The 17,813-nt window shown below is 67.2% G+C and carries 14 protein-coding genes and 1 riboswitch; of the genes, 6 read left to right on the top strand and 8 right to left on the bottom strand.

Going from position 1 to position 17,813, the window contains the following annotated elements:
• Nucleotides 1–17 precede the first annotated feature (17 nt).
• The 3 genes from N5A93_RS05525 to N5A93_RS05515 form a co-directional block, all read right to left on the bottom strand.
• Entirely contained in the window at nucleotides 18–1,169 is a 1,152-nt protein-coding gene (locus N5A93_RS05525; protein WP_268954078.1) for an efflux RND transporter periplasmic adaptor subunit, read from the bottom strand.
• 1,621 nt (nucleotides 1,170–2,790) lie between these two features.
• Nucleotides 2,791–3,183, bottom strand: a complete 393-nt coding sequence (locus N5A93_RS05520; RefSeq protein WP_268954077.1) for a GFA family protein — start codon at nucleotides 3,181–3,183, stop codon at nucleotides 2,791–2,793.
• A gap of 150 nt (nucleotides 3,184–3,333) precedes the next feature.
• Nucleotides 3,334–4,137, bottom strand: coding sequence for an IclR family transcriptional regulator (locus N5A93_RS05515; RefSeq protein ID WP_268954076.1), 804 nt, complete (start codon nucleotides 4,135–4,137; stop codon nucleotides 3,334–3,336).
• 78 nt (nucleotides 4,138–4,215) lie between these two features.
• On the opposite strand from N5A93_RS05515, the gene N5A93_RS05510 reads away from it, so the two are divergent.
• From N5A93_RS05510 to N5A93_RS05485, 6 genes are all read left to right on the top strand, one after another.
• Nucleotides 4,216–6,354, top strand: coding sequence for a malate synthase G (locus N5A93_RS05510; protein WP_268954075.1), 2,139 nt, complete (start codon nucleotides 4,216–4,218; stop codon nucleotides 6,352–6,354).
• 3 nt (nucleotides 6,355–6,357) lie between these two features.
• Complete coding sequence (locus N5A93_RS05505) at nucleotides 6,358–6,783, top strand: GlcG/HbpS family heme-binding protein (protein WP_268954074.1); 426 nt, start codon at nucleotides 6,358–6,360, stop codon at nucleotides 6,781–6,783.
• A gap of 277 nt (nucleotides 6,784–7,060) precedes the next feature.
• A complete protein-coding gene (locus N5A93_RS05500) occupies nucleotides 7,061–8,317 on the top strand; it encodes an imelysin family protein (RefSeq protein WP_268954073.1) in 1,257 nt (418 codons plus the stop codon).
• Between the two features lie 219 nt (nucleotides 8,318–8,536).
• Nucleotides 8,537–10,057 (top strand): di-heme oxidoreductase family protein, encoded by a 1,521-nt coding sequence (locus N5A93_RS05495; RefSeq protein WP_372920790.1) that lies wholly within the window; start codon nucleotides 8,537–8,539, stop codon nucleotides 10,055–10,057.
• Nucleotides 10,057–11,067, top strand: a complete 1,011-nt coding sequence (locus tag N5A93_RS05490) for an imelysin family protein (protein WP_268954071.1) — start codon at nucleotides 10,057–10,059, stop codon at nucleotides 11,065–11,067. The genes N5A93_RS05495 and N5A93_RS05490 overlap by 1 nt, the downstream gene beginning before the upstream one ends.
• 3 nt (nucleotides 11,068–11,070) lie before the next feature.
• On the top strand, nucleotides 11,071–12,135 hold the full coding sequence (locus N5A93_RS05485) for a DUF1513 domain-containing protein (RefSeq protein WP_268954070.1): 1,065 nt from the start codon (nucleotides 11,071–11,073) through the stop codon (nucleotides 12,133–12,135).
• 9 nt (nucleotides 12,136–12,144) lie between these two features.
• Here N5A93_RS05485 and N5A93_RS05480 read toward each other — a convergent pair whose 3' ends face one another.
• The 5 genes from N5A93_RS05480 to N5A93_RS05460 are packed head-to-tail and all read right to left on the bottom strand — an operon-like array spanning nucleotide 12,145 to nucleotide 17,407.
• Nucleotides 12,145–12,819 (bottom strand): adenosylcobinamide amidohydrolase, encoded by a 675-nt coding sequence (locus N5A93_RS05480; RefSeq protein WP_502263977.1) that lies wholly within the window; start codon nucleotides 12,817–12,819, stop codon nucleotides 12,145–12,147.
• Nucleotides 12,816–13,574 (bottom strand): ABC transporter ATP-binding protein, encoded by a 759-nt coding sequence (locus N5A93_RS05475; RefSeq protein WP_268954069.1) that lies wholly within the window; start codon nucleotides 13,572–13,574, stop codon nucleotides 12,816–12,818. Before N5A93_RS05475 ends, N5A93_RS05480 begins: the two co-directional genes overlap by 4 nt.
• A complete protein-coding gene (locus N5A93_RS05470; RefSeq protein ID WP_268954068.1) occupies nucleotides 13,571–14,554 on the bottom strand; it encodes a FecCD family ABC transporter permease in 984 nt (327 codons plus the stop codon). The genes N5A93_RS05475 and N5A93_RS05470 overlap by 4 nt, the downstream gene beginning before the upstream one ends.
• Nucleotides 14,551–15,441, bottom strand: coding sequence for an ABC transporter substrate-binding protein (locus tag N5A93_RS05465; protein WP_268954067.1), 891 nt, complete (start codon nucleotides 15,439–15,441; stop codon nucleotides 14,551–14,553). The genes N5A93_RS05470 and N5A93_RS05465 overlap by 4 nt, the downstream gene beginning before the upstream one ends.
• Nucleotides 15,419–17,407: a TonB-dependent receptor plug domain-containing protein gene (locus N5A93_RS05460; RefSeq protein WP_268954066.1), complete on the bottom strand. Its 1,989-nt coding sequence runs from the start codon at nucleotides 17,405–17,407 to the stop codon at nucleotides 15,419–15,421. Before N5A93_RS05460 ends, N5A93_RS05465 begins: the two co-directional genes overlap by 23 nt.
• A gap of 135 nt (nucleotides 17,408–17,542) precedes the next feature.
• Nucleotides 17,543–17,754, bottom strand: a riboswitch (cobalamin riboswitch).
• Nucleotides 17,755–17,813 lie beyond the last annotated feature (59 nt).

The raw sequence follows: 17,813 nt of genomic DNA, 5'->3' as shown, positions 1-17,813 counted from the left end.
GTCCCCGTTCCCGCCCGTTATTCCGACGCTGCGTCGGCGGTGGTGTTGCTGGTGCCGCGTTCTTCCGGGGCGAAGGTGGCGCCGGGCGCGGTTTTCTGAAATCCCGCGACGACAACCCGGTCGCCAGCGCTCAATCCGTCATCTACGACCCAGTCGCTCTCGCGGTCCTGAAGGATCGAGAGCGGGCGCTCCTCGATGACGCCGTCGGCATTCACCACCCATGCGGTCGGCCGCCCGCGCCGGTCTCGAACGACGCCCTCCTGGGGCACGAGGAACACGTTTTCGGCCACGTCCACGGGCATCTCGACCTGGACGTACATACCGGGCAGCAAGAGCGTCTGGGGATTCTCGAACTGCATGCGCAGGGTGACCACGCCGGTCTGCGGATCGACATTGGGTTCCGCCGCCTGAAGGCGGCCGGTGTGTTCATAGACCGAACCATCCGCGAGGGTCAGGCGGACGGTGCGGTCGGCGTCGGCGAGGGCGCGCTCGGTTTCGCCGCGCCGCCAGCGCAGAAGGTCGGCCGCGGATTGGGTGACGTCCACATAGACCGGGTCTATGGCGCGGATGACCGCGAGCGGCTGGGCCTGGCTGGCGGTCACAAGTTCACCCTGGCTGGTCTGCGAAAGGCCGATCCGCCCCGAGAGCCGGGCACGGATCGTGGTGCGGGACAATTCGATCTGAGCCGCGTTCATCTGTGCGCGCGCCAGTTCCAGCGCGGCCGCGGCCGAGTCGCGCGCCGCCTTTGCATCATCGAGCGCCTGCTGGCTGGCGACATTGCGGGCCTGCAATTCCTCAAGCCGTCCGGCATCGCGTTCGGCGGCGCGAAGCTGCGCTTCGGCCTGCGCGACGCTGGCGCGGGACTGCTGCAGCGCTGCCTCGTAAGTTGCTGAATCAATGCGGAAAAGCGGATCGTTCACATCGACATGCGCGCCCTCCTGAAAAAGCCGCTCGGTGATGATGCCATTGACCTGCGGGCGCACCTCGGCAAGGGCGGATGCCGCGACGCGCCCCGGCAGGGTCGCGGTCAGGGTCACGGTCCCGGGTTCGAGAGTGACGACCGTGACGGGGGTGGGCTGGCCGTCGCCTTGCTGGGCGAAAACCGGTCCGGTCAGGGCAAGGAAACAAAGGGAAAGAGCTCCAAAGGGGAGACGCGCGAACACTGTCATGGGATGCCTTTCGGGAGACGGGCATGCGCGCGGTAGATGCGCGCGAAACGCTGAAAATACAAGCCAGTTAAACAGAAGCCGGGGCGGAATGGCAACTGCGCGGACCGAACAGTGACTGTGCGCTACCGATCACGATGAATATGACCGCGCGGGCGCAAGGGCACTGCGTACAAAACGGACGAATTGTACACGGGTTCTGTACCAAAGTTCCGGGTCCCGGATTGCGTTTGGTACAAACCCGTCCCGCTGCCGGGCGGGACGCGCCGCTAACGAAATCGCAAGCTTTGCGTGATCGAATGACCGCGACACTCATGCCAGGAGATACCGATTTGCAAATAGCGATCAGGAGAAAGGCGATGATATGACGACATCCTGATCACGAGCGGGACGCGCCAGCGTGTGTCTGTGGCCAGCGTGCAGGCGGATGGCCATGGCCCGCGCGCCGCCGTTTGCGCCTGTCTTGTCCGATCATGTGCGGCATGGCGGCTTGTGTTCCTGTTGCGCGGAAGGGGTGGCCAATCTTGTCCGGTTGCGGCGCGACGGACGCACCAGATGCACGGCCTGCCGGTTGCGTCAGAGGAAGGGGTTGGTGGCGACATGATCGCGTCGCTTAACTGATCACCCGATCACCCGATCACCTGATCACCTGATCGCGCGAGGCACGAGAGGGCAAGGGCGTCAGATGGCCGATCGCGTGAGACACCGGAGGGCAATAGGGTCAGAGGGCTGTTGGCGCATGGCAAGGGAGGGTCTTCGCGCAATGGCCGATCGCGTGAGGCACGAGAGGCCCAGAGCGTCAGAGGGCCGATCGCGTGAGACACCGGAGGGCGATGGGGTCAGAGGGCTGTTGGCGCTTGCCGGGCTGATCCGCGCCGCCGGTCGCGGATCGGAATCGGGAGGCGGGCGCCGGATAACGACTGGCGCTTGCCGCGCCGGATATACCGGGCGGTTGACGGTCGCGCCGGAGCGGGTGGCCGAGGGTCGGAGCAGATGGTTGCAGGTCGTGCCGGGTGGCTGCGGGCCGTGTCGGCTGCCGATGGATCGGACCAGATGGTTGCAGGTCGTGCCGGGCTGATCCGCGCCGCCGGTCGCGGATCGGAATCGGGAGGCGGGCGCCGGATGACGACGGGCGCTCACCGCGCCGGATATACCGGGCGGTTGACGGTCGCGCCGGAGCGGGTGGCCGAGGGTCGGACCAGATGGTTGCAGGTCGTGCCGGGTGGCTGCGGGCCGTGTCGGGTGGCCGAGGGCCGGACCCGGGCGGTCAAGGGTCGGACCGGGTGGTTATGGGCCGGACCGGCTGCCGACCGGGGGGCGCCGGGTGGCTGAGGGCCGTGCCCGGTGGTTGAGGGTTGAACCGGGAGGCCGATGGGTCGGACCCGACGCCTATGGGCCATACCGGGTGGCTGAGGGTCGGACCGGATTGTTACGGCCCGGACCGGACGGCTGCGGGTCCGACCGGGCGGCTGCGGGTCTTGCCGGTGGCTGAGGGCCGCGCGGGACGGCTGCGGCCCGGACCGGACGGCGGCGGGTCGTGCCGGGAGCGGCGGGCCTTGCCGGTGGCTGCGGGCCGGACCTGAATTGGCACCAGACGCGGCACGCCAGCTCTGCCAGCGCGGGGCTAGGGCGCGATGCTGTCATCGGTGTCGCGGTTCTGTTCGTAGCGGCGGGCGAGCGGAAAGGCTGGCAGCCAGGATTCGCGCCGGAGGGTCCAGCTTTCATAGCTGGGCGTCAACAGGCCGGACGCATCGAGGGCGCCGAGATGCAGTTCGATCTCGTCCGCGCTTTGCGCGAAGACCGACGACCCGCAGCGCGGGCAGAAATGCCGCCCCTGATAAGCCCGGGTCTCGCCCTTGATGCTCACCGAGTCTTCAGGGAATATCGCGGCCGCATAAAACAGGGCACCATGATGTTTGCGGCAATCGAGACAATGGCAGATCCCGACCCGGTCGGGTTGTCCCGAGGCCGTGAAGCGGACATCGGCGCAAAGGCATCCGCCGGTGACATGGTCCATTTTCGTGCCTCCGTTGACGTCGTGGCTTTGTGATGGATGCACCCGATCAGGTCCGGCACGCAAGCGCCGTGTCTTTGTTGCGCGCGTGATCTGCCTTCGGGTTCCGCCAGCGCCGAACAGCGCGCATGCAAGCGCTGGCCGATCATGGCGTCAGGGCTGCGACGGGGGCACGCCGCCCAGTGTTTCGGTGAGATCCTGCGCCGCGCGGGCGACAATCCGGCCGGTCCGGTCGAGCTTGTCATCGGGAAGCCGCGCGGCCAGGCCCGAGATCGAGATGGCGCAGGCGGCTTCGCCCTGCGGTGACCAGACCACCGCCGCAAGGCAGCGCAGCCCGGTCACGTGTTCCTCGTCATCGAGCGCATAGCCTTGCCGGCGGATGCGGGCGATGTCCTGCATCGCGCTGTCGACATCGCGATGCGAGTGCGCGGTCATCGGATGCAGCCCGGTGCGCGCCACGAAAGCGGCGATATCGGCATCTTTCCAGGTCGCAAGGATCGCCTTGCCCATGCCCGAGCAAAAGGCGGGCACCCGCCCGCCGGGGGGCGAGATGGCGCGCATGATTTCGCGGCTTTCGACCTGGCTGATGGTGACCAGTTCGTCATTGTCGAGAATCCCCAGATTGGCGGTCTCGCGCGTGGTGTCGCGCAGCCGGCGCAGGAAGGGCAGGGCGGGAACCACGAAATTCTGACGCCGCCCGAAGGCCGCGCCGACGGCAAAGGCCTCGCGCCCCACATGCCAGAGCGCGCTGGCGGAATCGAACTGCGCGAAACCCTGCAATTCGAGCGTGGTCAAAAGGCGGTGCGTCGTGGAGACAGCCAGCCCGCTGAGCCGCGCAAGGTCGCTGACCCTGAGCCCGTCATCATGCTGGCTCAGGCAGCGCAGCAGGCGCAGCGCGCGGGCGACGGATTGCACGCCTTCGGCCTTGTCCGGGCTCATTTCGGTATACCTTTCCATACCGTGGAAAACATTTTTCCATTTGTTACAGCTTCGGCCCCGCTGCGCTAGCCCTTGCGCCAGAAACGGAGGATGAACATGACCGAATATGTCGAACGTCACGGGTTGTCGGTAGCCGCGCCGCTGGCGCGTCTTCTGGAGGACGAGATTCTGCTGGGCGTCAGCGCCGATCGGTTCTGGTCGGGTTATGGCGCGATGCTGCGCGATCTGGCGCCGCAAAACGCCGCGCTGCTGGAAAAGCGCGCCGAATTGCAGCGCCGGATCAATGAGTGGCATATCGCGCAGCGTGGCCAGCCTTTCGATGGCGAGGCTTATCGGGCCTTCCTCAAGGAGATCGGCTACCTGCTGCCCGAGCCTGCGCCTTTCGAGGTGACGACGCGCAATGTCGATCCCGAGATCGCCAGCGTGGCGGGGCCGCAATTGGTGGTGCCGGTGATGAATGCGCGTTTCGCGCTCAATGCCGCCAATGCGCGTTGGGGCTCGCTTTACGACGCGCTTTACGGCACCGACGCGATCGAAGGGACGCCCGAGGGCGAGGGCTATGATGCGGCGCGCGGCGCCAAGGTGATCGCCTGGGCGCGCGCCCATCTGGACCGGGTGGTGCCGCTTGCGACCGGGTCCTGGGCGGATGTCACCGCGCTCGATGTGGAGAGTGGCGCGCTGAAGGTCGCGGTAAAGGGGCAGGTGTGCGCGCTTGGCGATCCCGGCCAGTTCGCCGGCTATACCGAGGCGGGCAATGTTTTCCTGCGCGCGAACGGGTTGTTGATCGAGGTGGTGATCGACCGCGGGTCCCCCATCGGGCGGGACGATCCGGCGGGGATCGCCGATCTGCGGCTCGAAAGCGCGCTGACGGCGATCCAGGATTGCGAGGATTCGGTCGCGGCGGTGGATGCCGAGGACAAGTGCCTGGCCTATGCCAACTGGCTGGGGCTGATGCGGGGCGATCTGGAGGAGCGCTTCGAGAAGGGCGGCAAGACCATGACGCGCCGTCTTGCGCCGGACGTGACCTATCTTGATCCGCAGGGCAACAGCGTCACCCATCCGGGGCGCGCGGTGATGCTGGTGCGCAATGTCGGCCATCTGATGACCACCGATGCGGTGCTGATGGAGGGGCAGGAGACCCCCGAGGGGATGCTCGATGCCGCCGTGACGGTGGCGGCGGCGATGCATGATCTGGCGCGCGAGGGCGAGGGGAATTCGCGCGCGGGGTCCGTCTATGTGGTCAAGCCCAAGATGCATGGCCCCGAAGAGGTGGCGTTTGCCGACACGCTTTATGCACGGGTCGAGGATATCCTGGGACTTGAGCGCAATACCGTGAAGCTGGGCGTGATGGACGAGGAGCGGCGCACATCGGCGAACCTGCTGGCCTGTATCGAGGCGGTGAAGGATCGCTGTGTGTTCATCAACACCGGGTTCCTGGATCGCACCGGCGACGAGATTCACACCGCGATGCAGGCCGGGCCTGTCGTGCCCAAGGGCGAGATGCAGCAAGCCGGATGGCTTGCCGCCTATGAGGCGGGCAACGTGGATGCCGGGCTGGCCGCGGGCATGGCCGGCAAGGGGCAGATCGGCAAGGGCATGTGGGCGCGCCCCGACGACATGGCGGCGATGCTGGAGGCAAAGATCGGCCATCCGAAGGCGGGCGCGAATACCGCCTGGGTGCCCTCGCCCACCGCCGCGACCTTGCATGCCACCCATTACCACGAGGTCGATGTGGCCGCCGTGCAGGCGAAGCTGAAAGACCGCGAGCCCGCGTCGCGCGCGGCCTTGCTGACGCCGCCCCTGATGGTGGGGCGCAACCTTTCGCCCGAGGAAGTGCAGCGTGAGCTGGACAATTCCTGCCAGTCGATCCTGGGCTATGTGGTGCGCTGGGTCGATCAGGGGATCGGGTGCTCGAAGGTGCCCGATATCAATGACGTGGCCTTGATGGAGGACCGCGCGACCTTGCGGATTTCATCGCAATACCTGGCCAACTGGCTGCTGCACGGGATTTGCAGCGCCGAGGAGATCGAGGCGTCGTTGCGGCGCATGGCGCCCAGGGTCGATGCGCAGAATGCGGGCGATCCGGCCTATCGGGCGATGGCGCCGGGGTTCGACGGGCCTGCGTTCAAGGCGGCGCATGACCTGATTTTCAAGGGGGCGGAACAGCCCTCGGGCTATACCGAACCGCTGTTGCACGCGGCGCGCCGGGTCGCCAAGGCACAAGAAGGAGAGTGAGAGATGCTGACGATCAAACGACTGGATTTGGAGGATGCGCGCCGCCTGCTGAAGGGCGCGCGCGAGAAGGCCACGGAAATCGGCGTGCCCATGTGCATCGCCATCACCGACGAAAGCGGCAACCTTGTCGCCTTCGAGCGGATGGACGGGGGCAAGGTCACGTCGATCACCATTGCCATCGACAAGAGCTATACTGCCTCGGGCGCCAAGAAGGCGACGCATGAATATGGCGAGGCCAGCCAGCCGGGCGCGCCGGCCTACGGAATCGGCTCGGCCATTGGCGGGCGGCTGATGGTGGTGGGGGGCGGCTTGCCGGTGATCGTGGATGGCGAGGTCGTGGGCGGTATCGGCGTGAGTTCCGGCACACCGATGCAGGACCGCGAGGTGGCGCAGGCGGGGCTGGATGCGTTCGGGTCCGCGCCGGGATAACCCCCGGCACGGATGTGCCCCGACCTGAGAAGGACCACGTAAAGCGTTGCAATATATTGAAAATGCCCCGCAGGCCGCGATGCCTGCGGGGGTTCTTGTTGTGGGTGATGGGGATCAATTTAATCCGACTTAAATAATCAGAATTGACGATCCCGACTGTTTCTGTCAACAAAATGGGGCCTGCTGTCCGGCAGGTGGAATTCTCATGCGCCGGGGTGGGCAGACCATCAGCTGCGGCCCCGGGCGCGCGTTGCGGAAACGAAAAGGACCGAAAATCATGAAGACATCCCTGACAGCGATGGCACTGGTGCTGAGTTTTGGCGCGCCTGCCCTGGCGGGCAAGGCCGAGGTGCTGGAGACCTATGCCGATATCGCCCATGCGGGCTATGAGGACAGCCTGTTGAAGGCGCGCGAATTGCAGGCGGCGATCGAGGCGCTGCTGGCCGATCCCTCGCCCGAGACCCTGAACGCGGCGCGCGCCGTCTGGATCGAGGCCCGCGTGCCCTATCAGCAGACCGAGGTTTACCGCTTCGGCAATCCGATCGTCGATGACTGGGAAGGCAAGGTGAATGCCTGGCCGCTTGATGAGGGGCTGATCGATTACGTCGACAGCGCCTATGGCGGGGCGACGGACGAGAACCAGCTTGCGGCGCTGAACGTCATCGCCACGCCGACATTCACCCTGTCGGGCGAAGAGATCGACGCCAGAGAGATCACCCCGGAATTGCTGGCCGACAGGCTGCATGAGGCGGACGCGGTCGAGGCCAATGTCGCGACGGGCTATCACGCTATCGAGTTCCTGCTATGGGGGCAGGACCTTAACGGCACCGGGCCGGGCGCGGGCGAGCGGCCCTGGTCGGATTACGCCAGCGGCGATGCCTGCACCGGCGGCAATTGCGACCGGCGCGGCACGTATCTGACGGCGGCGACCGAGCTGCTGATTTCGGACCTTGAATGGATGACGGCGCAATGGGCCGATGGCGGCGCAGCGCGCGCGGCGGTGACGGCGGACGAGGATGCCGGGATCGTCGCCATGCTGACCGGGATGGGCAGCCTGTCTTATGGCGAACAGGCCGGTGAGCGCATGAAGCTGGGGGTGATGCTGAACGATCCCGAGGAAGAGCATGATTGCTTTTCGGACAACACCCATAACAGCCATTTCTATGACGGGCTGGGCGTGCGCAACGTCTATATGGGCGAATATGTGCGGATCGACGGCAGCGTCGTGTCGGGCGAAAGCCTGTCCTCGCTGGTGGCCCAATCGGATGACTCGGTGGATGCCGTGCTGCGCGCCGATCTTGACGCGACGATGATTGAACTGGGTCAGATCAAGGCGGCGGCCGAGGCTGGCTTCAGCTATGATCAGATGCTGGCGCGCGGCAATGCGGAAGGCGAGGCGCTGATCATGGATGCGGTCGATGCGCTGGTGAAGCAAACCCGTTCGATCGAGCGCGCGGTGACGGCGCTGGGCGTGGCGCAGATCGGATTCGAGGGGTCCGACAGCCTCGATAATCCCGACGCGGTGTTCCAGTAACGCGCCTGAAGACCCCGGATCGCGTGCCCGTCCAGGGCCGCGATCCGCTTCGCGGGCGCGACACTGCGGCGCCCTTGTTCATGTCCGGTTAAAGATGTCGATTTCATGCCTCACCTCATCAGACCCAAGACCAACCCCGCAAGCCTGCGTGCCATGACACGCCCCCATGCCGGAGCCGGATTCGCGCGCCTGTCCCGCAGTGCCTGCATCGCCCTTGGCGTGAGTGTCTTGAGCGCCGCGCCGATCGGCGCGAGGGCAGAGGCGCTGGAGGATGTGCATCTGGATGTGGTGCCGCGCAGCGAGGCCGAGGCCGCACGCGTCAGGGCCGTGACGGCCCCGGCGACAGAGTTCGATGCGCCCGAAACCTTTGAAACCAACCCGGCAGGCGCGGCGACGGTGCGCGCACGCAAGGACGCGGATGCGTTTTCGCAACCTTCGGGCAATATCTCGTTCGCGCATGAGATGGATTTCAAGCTGGGCAACGGGCTGTTCAAGAAGGTCTGGGTATCGTCGCCCGCGTCGACCAGGGCATCCGACGGATTGGGGCCGGTCTATAATGCGCGTTCCTGTCAGCGCTGCCATTTGAAGGACGGGCGCGGGCATCCGCCGCAAGGCGATGATGACAGCCGCGTGTCGATGTTCCTGCGCCTTTCGGTGCCCGCCCATGGCGATGCGGCGATGAGCGAGATCGAAACCTATCTGGCGGCGCAAGGCATCGACACGCCGCGCACCCGCCCTGACCCGGTCTATGGCGGGCAGTTGCAGGATCTTGCGGTCACCGGCCATGCCGCCGAAGGGCAGATGCGGATCACGTATGAAGAGGTGGACATCGCCTTGTCGGATGGCGAGAGCGCCACGCTGCACGCGCCGCGCTATCGCATCGCTGATCCCGGATACGGGCCGCTTTCGGATGATCTCATGATCTCGCCCCGTGTTGCGCCGCAGATGATCGGGCTGGGCCTGATCGAGGCGATCCCGGCGGCGGATATCCTGGCCCGTGCCGATCCCGATGACCTTGATGGCGACGGCATCTCGGGGCGCGCGCAGATCGTGTGGTCAAGGGTGCATGAGCGCCCGATGCTGGGGCGGTTCGGCTGGAAGGCGGGCAACCCCACCGTCGAGGAGCAGTCCGCCAGCGCCTTTGCCGGGGATATCGGCATTTCCAACCCGCTCTTTCCCGGTGCGGCGGGTGATTGCACCCCGGCGCAGGAGGATTGCATCGCGGGGCCGCATGGCGATGGCGACGAGAGGGTGTTCGAGATCGACCGCGAGGGGTTGGACCTTGTGACCTTTTACAGCCAGAACCTTGCCGTCCCCGCAAGGCGCGATGTGGATGACGCGGAGGTGCTGCGCGGCAAGCAGGTGTTTTACGAAACCGGCTGCATTGCCTGCCACAGCCCGAAATACGTCACCCATCGTCTTGAGGGTCAGGACGAGCAGAGTTTTCAGCTGATCTGGCCCTATTCGGATTTCCTGTTGCATGACATGGGGCCGGGGCTGGCGGACGGGCGGCCCGAAGGCGTGGCCAATGGGCAGGAATGGCGCACGCCGCCGCTTTGGGGGATCGGGCTGACCGAACAGGTGAACGGCCATACGCGGTTCTTGCATGACGGGCGGGCGCGCTCGCTGCTGGAGGCGATCCTGTGGCATGGTGGCGAGGCTGAGGCGGCGCGCGACCGGGTGGTTGAAATGCCCGCCGGCGCGCGTGCGGCGCTGATCCGGTTCCTGGAGAGTTTGTGATGCGGGACTGTCGCGAGATACATTGGCTGGTTGTCGTGCTGGCGCTCGCCTTCGGTCTGCCCGCCGGGGCGAAGGCGGGTGTGGACGAGGCGCTGTCGAGCCATGTGCTGCCGGGGTTCGGGACGTTCGCCCGGAGCAGCGCGGCATTGGCGGCCAAGGCCGGTGAGGATTGCCGCGCCGGGGCGCTGAAGCCCGCCTATCACGCCGCTTATGATGCCTGGATGGGGGTGAGCCATCTGCATCTGGGGCCGCTGGAACAGGGGGGGCGGGCGCTGGCGATTGCCTTCTGGCCCGATACGCGCGGGATGGTCGGGCGCACGGTGGCGCGCCTGGTCGCGGATGAGGACCCGGTGGTGGACACCGGCGAAGGGTTTGCCAGCGTGTCGGTCGCGGGGCGCGGGCTGTTGGCGCTCGAGCGGCTGATATACGAGCCAGAATTCGCGGGTTATGGCGCCGGGGATTACGAATGCCGGCTGGTGGGGGCGATTGCCGTCGATCTGGCGCGCATGGGGCGCGAGATGGCGGATGAATGGCCGGATTTCGCGGCGTTGCTGCGCCGTGCGGGTGCGCCGGGCAATGATGTGTTCCTCAAGCCCGGCGAGGCGAGCCAGGCGCTTTACACGGCGCTGATGTCGGGGCTGGAGTTCAACCGCGATCAGAGGCTTGGGCGGGTGATGGGCAGTTTCGATCGCCCGCGCCCGAACCGTGCCGAGGCGCGCCGCTCGGGGCGCTCGCTGCGCAATGTGGTGCTGTCGCTCAAGGCGCTGCGCGATCTGGCGCGGGGGCTGGCGGATGGGCCGATCGAGGGCAGCGAGGCGGCGTTTGCGCAGGCGCTGGAAACGGCCGGGGCGCTGGACGATCCGGTTCTGGCCGGTGTCGCCACGCCGCAGGGGCGGCTGAAGGTCGAGGTGCTGGCGCAGGAGATCCGCAGGATCGAGGACGCGGTCGCGCAGGAGATCGGCGCGGCGCTGGGTGTGTCGGCAGGATTCAATTCGCAGGACGGGGATTAGGGCATGGACCGGCGCAGCTTCCTGTCGAGCATGTTGTTTTCCGCCGCGATGCCGCGGCTGGGCTGGGCGGATGCGGGCAGCCCGGCTTACCTTGCGGCGGCGCGCGAGGCGGATGGGGCTTATGCGCTCTATGGCCTGAGCGAGAATGGCGCGGATATTTTCCGCATCCCGCTGCCGGAACGGGGCCATGCAGCCACCGCGCATCCGAGCGCCCCCGAGGCGGTGGGTTTCGCCCGCAGGCCGGGGCGATTCGCGCTGGTCATAGATTGCGTGGCCGGGCGCGAGACGCATCGCCTTCACAGCCCCGAGGGGCGGCATTTCTATGGGCATGGCGCCTTTGTCGAGGATGGCGCGGTGCTGGTCACGCCGGAAAACGATATCGAGACCGGCCAGGGATGGCTGGGCCTCTGGGCGCGCGACGCGGGCTATGCGCGGATCGGCGAGATCCCGTCGGGGGGCGTCGGGCCGCATGACATATTGCGGCTGGATGGCGATATGCTGGTGGTGGCCAATGGCGGCATCCGCACCCATCCGGACCGGGGACGCGAAAAGCTCAATCTGGAGACGATGCGCCCGAACCTCAGTTACCTGACGCTGCGCGGGGGCATCGAGGAACAGGTCGAACTGGACCCTGATCTGCATCTGGCGTCGATCCGGCATCTGGCCGAAGCCGACGGGGTGGTCGGTTTCGCGATGCAATGGCAGGGGGACTTGCCCGAAAGCGCGCCCTTGCTTGGCCTGCATCGGCGCGGGGAAGCGCCGGTGCTATGCGCGGCCGGGATGGCCGAGCAGATGGCGATGAAGGGCTATGCGGGGTCGGTGGCGATGAGCGGCGGGCAGGTCGCGATCACCTCGCCGCGCGGCGGGCGGGTGCATGTCTTTGGCATGGACGGGCAATTCAGCGCCAGCCTGAAACGTGCGGATGTCTGCGGCGTGGCCCCGGCGGCAAGCGGTGGGTTGCTGGTGACGGACGGCATGGGCGGGGTGCTGCGCATCAAGGGCGACGGCATGCGCCCGGCGCAATCATATGACAGGGCCTGGGACAATCACCTGATCCGGGTGGGGTGAGGCGCGCATTCAGGCGCGCAGGGCCGTGTCGTCGCTGCGCCGGACGGTCTCCATCCAGCAGCGCGCGCCCGCAAGCACCGCGTCATAGACGGCGCGGCCCGCGGCCTCGCCGGGGTCGGTGTGAAGCCCGGCATATTGCCCCGCCCCGGCATGTGCGGCGACGGCGATGCAATCGGTCCCGGTGCCGGTGGCGCGCCCCGGCGCAAGCGGCAGGTTCACATCCATCACCGCGGCGGTGCGGGCCTGCACGGCGATGGAAAGAAGTTCCAGAAGCGCGGCTTCGCTGAGGGCGCAATCCACATGCAGCGCGATATTGATCGTGCCCCAATCGTGGCCGGTGCGATCAACCCGGTGGCCGACCCGTTCGGCATTGGAGAGGCCAACTGTTGCCACGGCCTGTGCGCAGACGGTTCCGGCGCGGGCGCTGGCGCTGTCATGGGCGCGGATATCGCGCGAGGTGAGGAAGGTCACGGCGTCCTGCGCGCCGCGCGCCGCCAGTTGATCCGAAAGCCATGCCCCCACATCGAGATCCTGCGGCAGATCGGCATTGCGCACTTCGCGCCACAGGATGCGGCGCGCCCGCACAAGGCCGGGGCGGTCAAGCGCCCAGCTGAGCACCTGCATCGTCTGGCCAAGGTCGAATTCCAGCCAGGGGCGGTCAAGGGTGATGCGGGGGGTGGTCAACGGATCACCTCGAGCGGCTGGTAAACCGTGCCCTGGTCGGTCTCTTGATACCATGCGGTGATGGCGAACACATCGGCCAGCCTCTGGCGGGTGAGCACCTCGGCGGGCGGGCCATCGGCGACGAGGCGGCCTTCGGACAGCATCACGAGCCGGGTGCAGTGGCGCGCGGCCATGCCGAGATCATGCAGCGACACGAGCGCGGATTTCCCGGCCCCGGCCAGTTGCGCGAAAGTGCGCATGGTGGAAATCTGGTGCGCGGGGTCAAGCCCGGCGATGGGCTCGTCGGCCATGAGAAGCGGCGTGTCCTGCGCCAATGCGCGCGCGATCAGGGCGCGCGCCTGTTCGCCCCCCGACAGGCGAGAGGCGGCGCGGTGGCGCATCTCGTCAAGTCCCATCCAGTCGAGCGCGGCATCCACCCGCGCGCGGTCCTCGGGCGAGGGGTCGCCGAATGCGCCAAGATGCGGGATGCGCCCCAGCAGCACCAGGTTTTCGACGCTGATCGGCCAGGCGATCTCGCGCGATTGGGGCATCCAGGCGGCAAGGCGGGCGCGGTCATGCTGGGGCAGGGCGGTGAGCGAGCTTTCCCCGCTGAAGGGCAAGAGGCCAAGGGCCGCGCGCATCAGCGTCGTCTTGCCCGCGCCGTTGGGGCCGATCAGCCCGACGAATTCCCCCGCGCCGATATCGAGCGACACGTCGCGGATCACCGCGCGCGTGCGCAGCGTGACGGAGAGGTTGGAGAGGGTGAGGAGGCTCATATCCGCGCGGTCCGCAGTTTCAGGATAAGGTGCAGAAAGAGCGGCGCGCCGACAAGAGCGGTGACCACCCCGAGCTTGAGGTCGCGCGCCGGAAGGATGACGCGCACCGCGATATCGGCGGCGAGCAGCATCGCCGCGCCGCCAAGCGCCGAGGCCCAGAGCAGGCGCGAGGGGCGTGCGCCCACCAGCGGGCGCAGCACATGCGGCACCACAAGACCGACAAAGCCGATCGCCCCGGCAACAGCCGTGCCCGCCCCCACGACGCAGGCGGTGCCGGTGACGATGGTCAGGCGCAGGCGGCGCAAGTCGATGCCCATCGCCCCGGCGGCGTCTTCGCCCAGGGTCAGCGCGTCGAGCCCGCGCCCGACCAGTGCGAGCAGCACCCCGCCAAGCGCCATCAGCGGCAGCGCCAGCATCACATGGGTGAGCGACCGGTCGGCCAGCGAGCCCATCATCCAGAACACGATCTCGCTGGCGGCGAAGGGATTGGGCGAGAGATTCAGCACCAGCGATGTGAGCGCCGCCGCCAGCGCCGATACCGCGATCCCGGCAAGGATCAGCGTGAGCGAGCCGCCGCGCGGCCCCGCGAGCGCCATCACGAGCCCCATGCCGATCAGTGCCCCCAGAAGCGCCGAGAGCGGCAGCGCCAGCGCGAAGGCGGCGGCAAGTCCGGTCTGAAGCGACAGCACGGCACCGAGCGCCGCCGAGCCGGACACCCCGATCAGCCCCGGTTCGGCCAGCGGGTTGCGCAGGTAGCCCTGCATCGCCGCCCCCGCCAGCCCGAGGCTTGCGCCGATCATCAGCGCCAGGATGGCGCGGGGCAGGCGGATTTCACGCATCACCAGCGTGAGCGGCCCGCCATCCCCGGCGATGAGCGCCGAAAGGCTTTCGCCCGGCGCGGTTCCGGCCGGGCCGATCAGCAGCGAGGCGGCGAAGAGCGCGATCACCAGAAGGCAAAGGCCGATGGCAAGGCGGCTCATGGCCCGTCCCCCTGCAGGGCGCGGCGGGTGTGGACCAGCTTTTCGATGGCGCGCAGCACATGGGGCGTGCCGCAAAGCCAGTCGTGATCGGCGATGGTGGCGGCGGTGGTCGTCCGGCGCAGCGTCTGCACCACGGGGTGATCCATGATGTCCTCGGCGCGCGAGGCGCCGGGATAGCGCGAAGAGGTGATGACGGTATCGGGAACGGTCATCGCCAGCACTTCGAGCGGCATGCGCGTGCCGCTCTTGTAGCCCGCCGCGCTGGCGGCGTTGGAGAACCCGGCCGCCAGAAGGATCTGCCCCGCCAGGGTCTGATCGCCCAGCGTGTAGCCATTGGCATAGTAAAGCACCGCCGAGGGGCGTGCGGCGGCGGTGGCGCGCAGGCGCGCGAGGTCTTCGTCAAAGGCGGCGGCGATGGCGCGGGCGCGATCCGTCTGGCCCAGTGCCGCGCCCATCTCGAGGATGCGGTCATGCACGTCTTTGAGCGAATTGGCGGGCGCGAGGGTGATGACGGGAATGCCCAGCCGCCTGAGCATCGCGGTGCTGTGGCGCGCCGAGAGGGTGCTTGTCACCACAAGGTCGGGCTGCATGAGGTAGACTTCCTCGGCGCGGCCATGATTGATGGTGTGGCGCGCGGCCTCGTCGGCCATGGCCGACGCGCGCGGATCAAGTGCCACATGGCTGACGGAATGAAGCTGGCCCTCGTCCGCGATCAGCATGGCAAGCTGATCGGTGCAGAGATTCATCGACACGACACGGCCCGGCGGATCGGCCCGGGCGGCCGGCGCCAGCGCGGCCAGCGCGGCCAAAGCAGCGGGCGCAAGGCGGGCGGCGGCGCCGCGCCGCCCGCTGCCGCGGCGCGGATCAGAAGCGCGATGAGAGGCCAACATACATGGTCCGGCCCGGCGTGGCATAGCCTTCGAGTTCCTCATAGCTTTCATTGAGAAGGTTCGCGATGCGTCCGGTCAACTGCACTTTGTCGGTTATGTCATGGCTGAAGCCGAGATTCACAAGCGTGTAGTCGCTGAGGCGGACGCGGTCGAAATCGTCATCGGGGTTGCCGCTGAGGAAGCTGGCGGTCTTGAAGTTCGAATCGTAAAGCCCGGCCACGCGCTGCACGTCGAGCCGCAGGCGGGTGCGGTCATTGGGCAGCGTGTAATCCACGCCGAGCGAGAGTTCATGCTCGGGGCGGCGCAGCTCGATGGCGTTGCGGGTGCCGCCGGTGGCCACGGGCACGGGTTCGGTCGCGTCAAGCCAGGTATAGGCCAGCGAGAGGCCGAGGCGCTCGCTTACATCGTAGCGCGCCGCAGCCTCGATCCCGCGCCGGTCGCTGCGCCCGGTGTTGTTGACCGGCACGGTCTTGCCCAGGCCCATGTCGAACTCCGAGCCGATCTCATCCTCGAGGGTCTCGTCGAAATAGGTGATGTCGAACACGCCGCGCCCGTTCAGGAATTGCTGTTCGATGCCGATATCCCAGCCTTCGCTCTGTTCGGGCTTGAGGTCGGGGTTGCCGGCGAAATCGGAGAAGAAGCCGAACTGCTCGATCAGGGTGGGGTTCTGCACGCCGGTGCCATATGAGGCATGCAGGCGGGTGCTGTTGTTGGGCAGCGTGTAGGAGACGCCAAGCGCGTAGGTGGTGAAATCCTCGAAGGCGTCGTTGTCGTCATGCCGAAAGCTGGCCTGAAGCGCGAAGCCATTCCCGAAATCGCCCTGATATTCCGCCACATAGGCCGCCTGTTCGCGCGCGCGTTTCGCAAGCTGGCCGACGCCGAACACGATGGTCGGGTCGTTCTCGCGGTAGGTGAGGCGCTCGAATTCGGCGGCGAAGGTCAGGGTGTGGCCGGCGCTGGCGAGCGTGGCAGCGTCAAGGGCCAGCGTGCCCTGATAGGCGATCTTGCGCCGCGTGCCGGTGTTGTCGGCGTCCTTGGTGGCGGTGCCGTCAAGGCCCTGCCGGTCGATATCGGCGAAGGAATAGGTGAGCCGGTTCGACATGCGCCCGCCCCATGCGGTCGCATCGACATAAAGCGCGCCATAGGTTTCCTGCGCGGTGCTGGCGGCGGCGGAATCGGTCACAAGCAAGTCGGTGGTCGGCGCGGCGAAGTTGAAATTGTCGTTGTCGGTGACGCGATCGACATGGCGCAGGCTGCCCCCGATGGTGATTTCATCGGTCAGGAAATACCGCCCGTTGAGCGTGTAACTGCGGTTGAGGGCGCTGTCTTCCTCGCCGCCCGGCGTGCCCGACACGTCAAAGCCGCCCGAATGGCGCCGCGCGGCCGAAAAGCTGATATCGCCGCGCGATCCCCTGGCGCGCAGGGCCAGATCAAGCTGGTGGGTGCCGTCCGAGCCAACTTCGGCGCCCACGCGCCCGCTGAGTCCGGGGTCTTGGGCGCGTTTGGTGGTGATCGAGATCACCCCGCCCATCGCCTGAGAGCCGTAAAGCGCCGATTGCGGGCCGCGAATTACCTCGATGCGGTCGATATCGGTAGCCAGCAGCCCGCTGAAATCATAGGCGCCCGAATCCGGCGAGGCGACCTTGACGCCGTCGATCAGGACCAGTGTGTGATTGGCCTCGTGGCCGCGCAGGCGGATGGCGGTGGTGCCGCCAAACGACCCCGTGCGCGACACCGCGACGCCGGGCACGAGGCGCAGCGCGTCCGAGACATGGCGGATCGAGCGCGACTGAATCTCGTCGGCGGTAACGACGCTGGCAGCGCGGCCATATTGCGCCGTGGTCACGGGTGTGAGCCCGCCCGACACGATGATCGGGTCGAGCGCGATGGAGTCCTGCGCGAAGGCGGCTTGGGTGGTCAGGGCTGTGCCTGCCAGCAGGCCGACAAAAATCGAACGGTGCATTCTCATGTCCCTCCGTTGGCCACTGGGGCCAGGTCAAGTCGTGATGTCATGAGGAAGGACGGACCTTCCCCGCAGACGGCGATAGATGCCACCACTGACGGAAGGTTCCGTTGTCCATGACGCGCCCCGCGTCCGGACAGGGTGATCACCTCGGCAGGTCTCCTGACTTGCGGGTCATTGCTTGGCCGTGCCTTCCCACCGCGCCGTGCGCAGCAGTGGCATGTTCCGGCTTTGCTCTCCGCCTACAGTTGCGGGGGCAGTCACGGCATTGGCATCAGGCGATGCCGCACCGTTGTTCCCTTTTCACCGGGCGGCAAGCCACCCGGACCGAAGTGAGACCTTCTAGACCGAGTCGCGCCCCGGAGAAAAGCGATCTGATGCGCCGCATGCGCGCTGTGGTTCTGGC

The sequence above is a fragment of the Roseovarius salincola genome, assembly GCF_026891095.1.
In the GTDB taxonomy this organism is placed as follows: Bacteria; Pseudomonadota; Alphaproteobacteria; order Rhodobacterales; family Rhodobacteraceae; genus Roseovarius; species Roseovarius salincola.
Note: the sequence above shows the minus strand (reverse complement) of the source record. Positions and strands in the feature narration are given on the sequence as shown.

Bases quoted from the DNA above. Each gene is read 5' to 3' on its own strand.
- N5A93_RS05525 (WP_268954078.1), bottom strand. From the start codon at position 1,169: ATGACAGTGTTCGCGCGTCTCCCCTTTGGAGCTCTTTCCCTTTGTTTC.
- N5A93_RS05520 (WP_268954077.1), bottom strand. From the start codon at position 3,183: ATGGACCATGTCACCGGCGGATGCCTTTGCGCCGATGTCCGCTTCACG.
- N5A93_RS05515 (WP_268954076.1), bottom strand. From the start codon at position 4,137: ATGGAAAGGTATACCGAAATGAGCCCGGACAAGGCCGAAGGCGTGCAA.
- N5A93_RS05510 (WP_268954075.1), top strand. From the start codon at position 4,216: ATGACCGAATATGTCGAACGTCACGGGTTGTCGGTAGCCGCGCCGCTG.
- N5A93_RS05505 (WP_268954074.1), top strand. From the start codon at position 6,358: ATGCTGACGATCAAACGACTGGATTTGGAGGATGCGCGCCGCCTGCTG.
- N5A93_RS05500 (WP_268954073.1), top strand. From the start codon at position 7,061: ATGAAGACATCCCTGACAGCGATGGCACTGGTGCTGAGTTTTGGCGCG.
- N5A93_RS05490 (WP_268954071.1), top strand. From the start codon at position 10,057: ATGCGGGACTGTCGCGAGATACATTGGCTGGTTGTCGTGCTGGCGCTC.
- N5A93_RS05485 (WP_268954070.1), top strand. From the start codon at position 11,071: ATGGACCGGCGCAGCTTCCTGTCGAGCATGTTGTTTTCCGCCGCGATG.
- N5A93_RS05475 (WP_268954069.1), bottom strand. From the start codon at position 13,574: ATGAGCCTCCTCACCCTCTCCAACCTCTCCGTCACGCTGCGCACGCGC.
- N5A93_RS05470 (WP_268954068.1), bottom strand. From the start codon at position 14,554: ATGAGCCGCCTTGCCATCGGCCTTTGCCTTCTGGTGATCGCGCTCTTC.
- N5A93_RS05460 (WP_268954066.1), bottom strand. From the start codon at position 17,407: ATGCACCGTTCGATTTTTGTCGGCCTGCTGGCAGGCACAGCCCTGACC.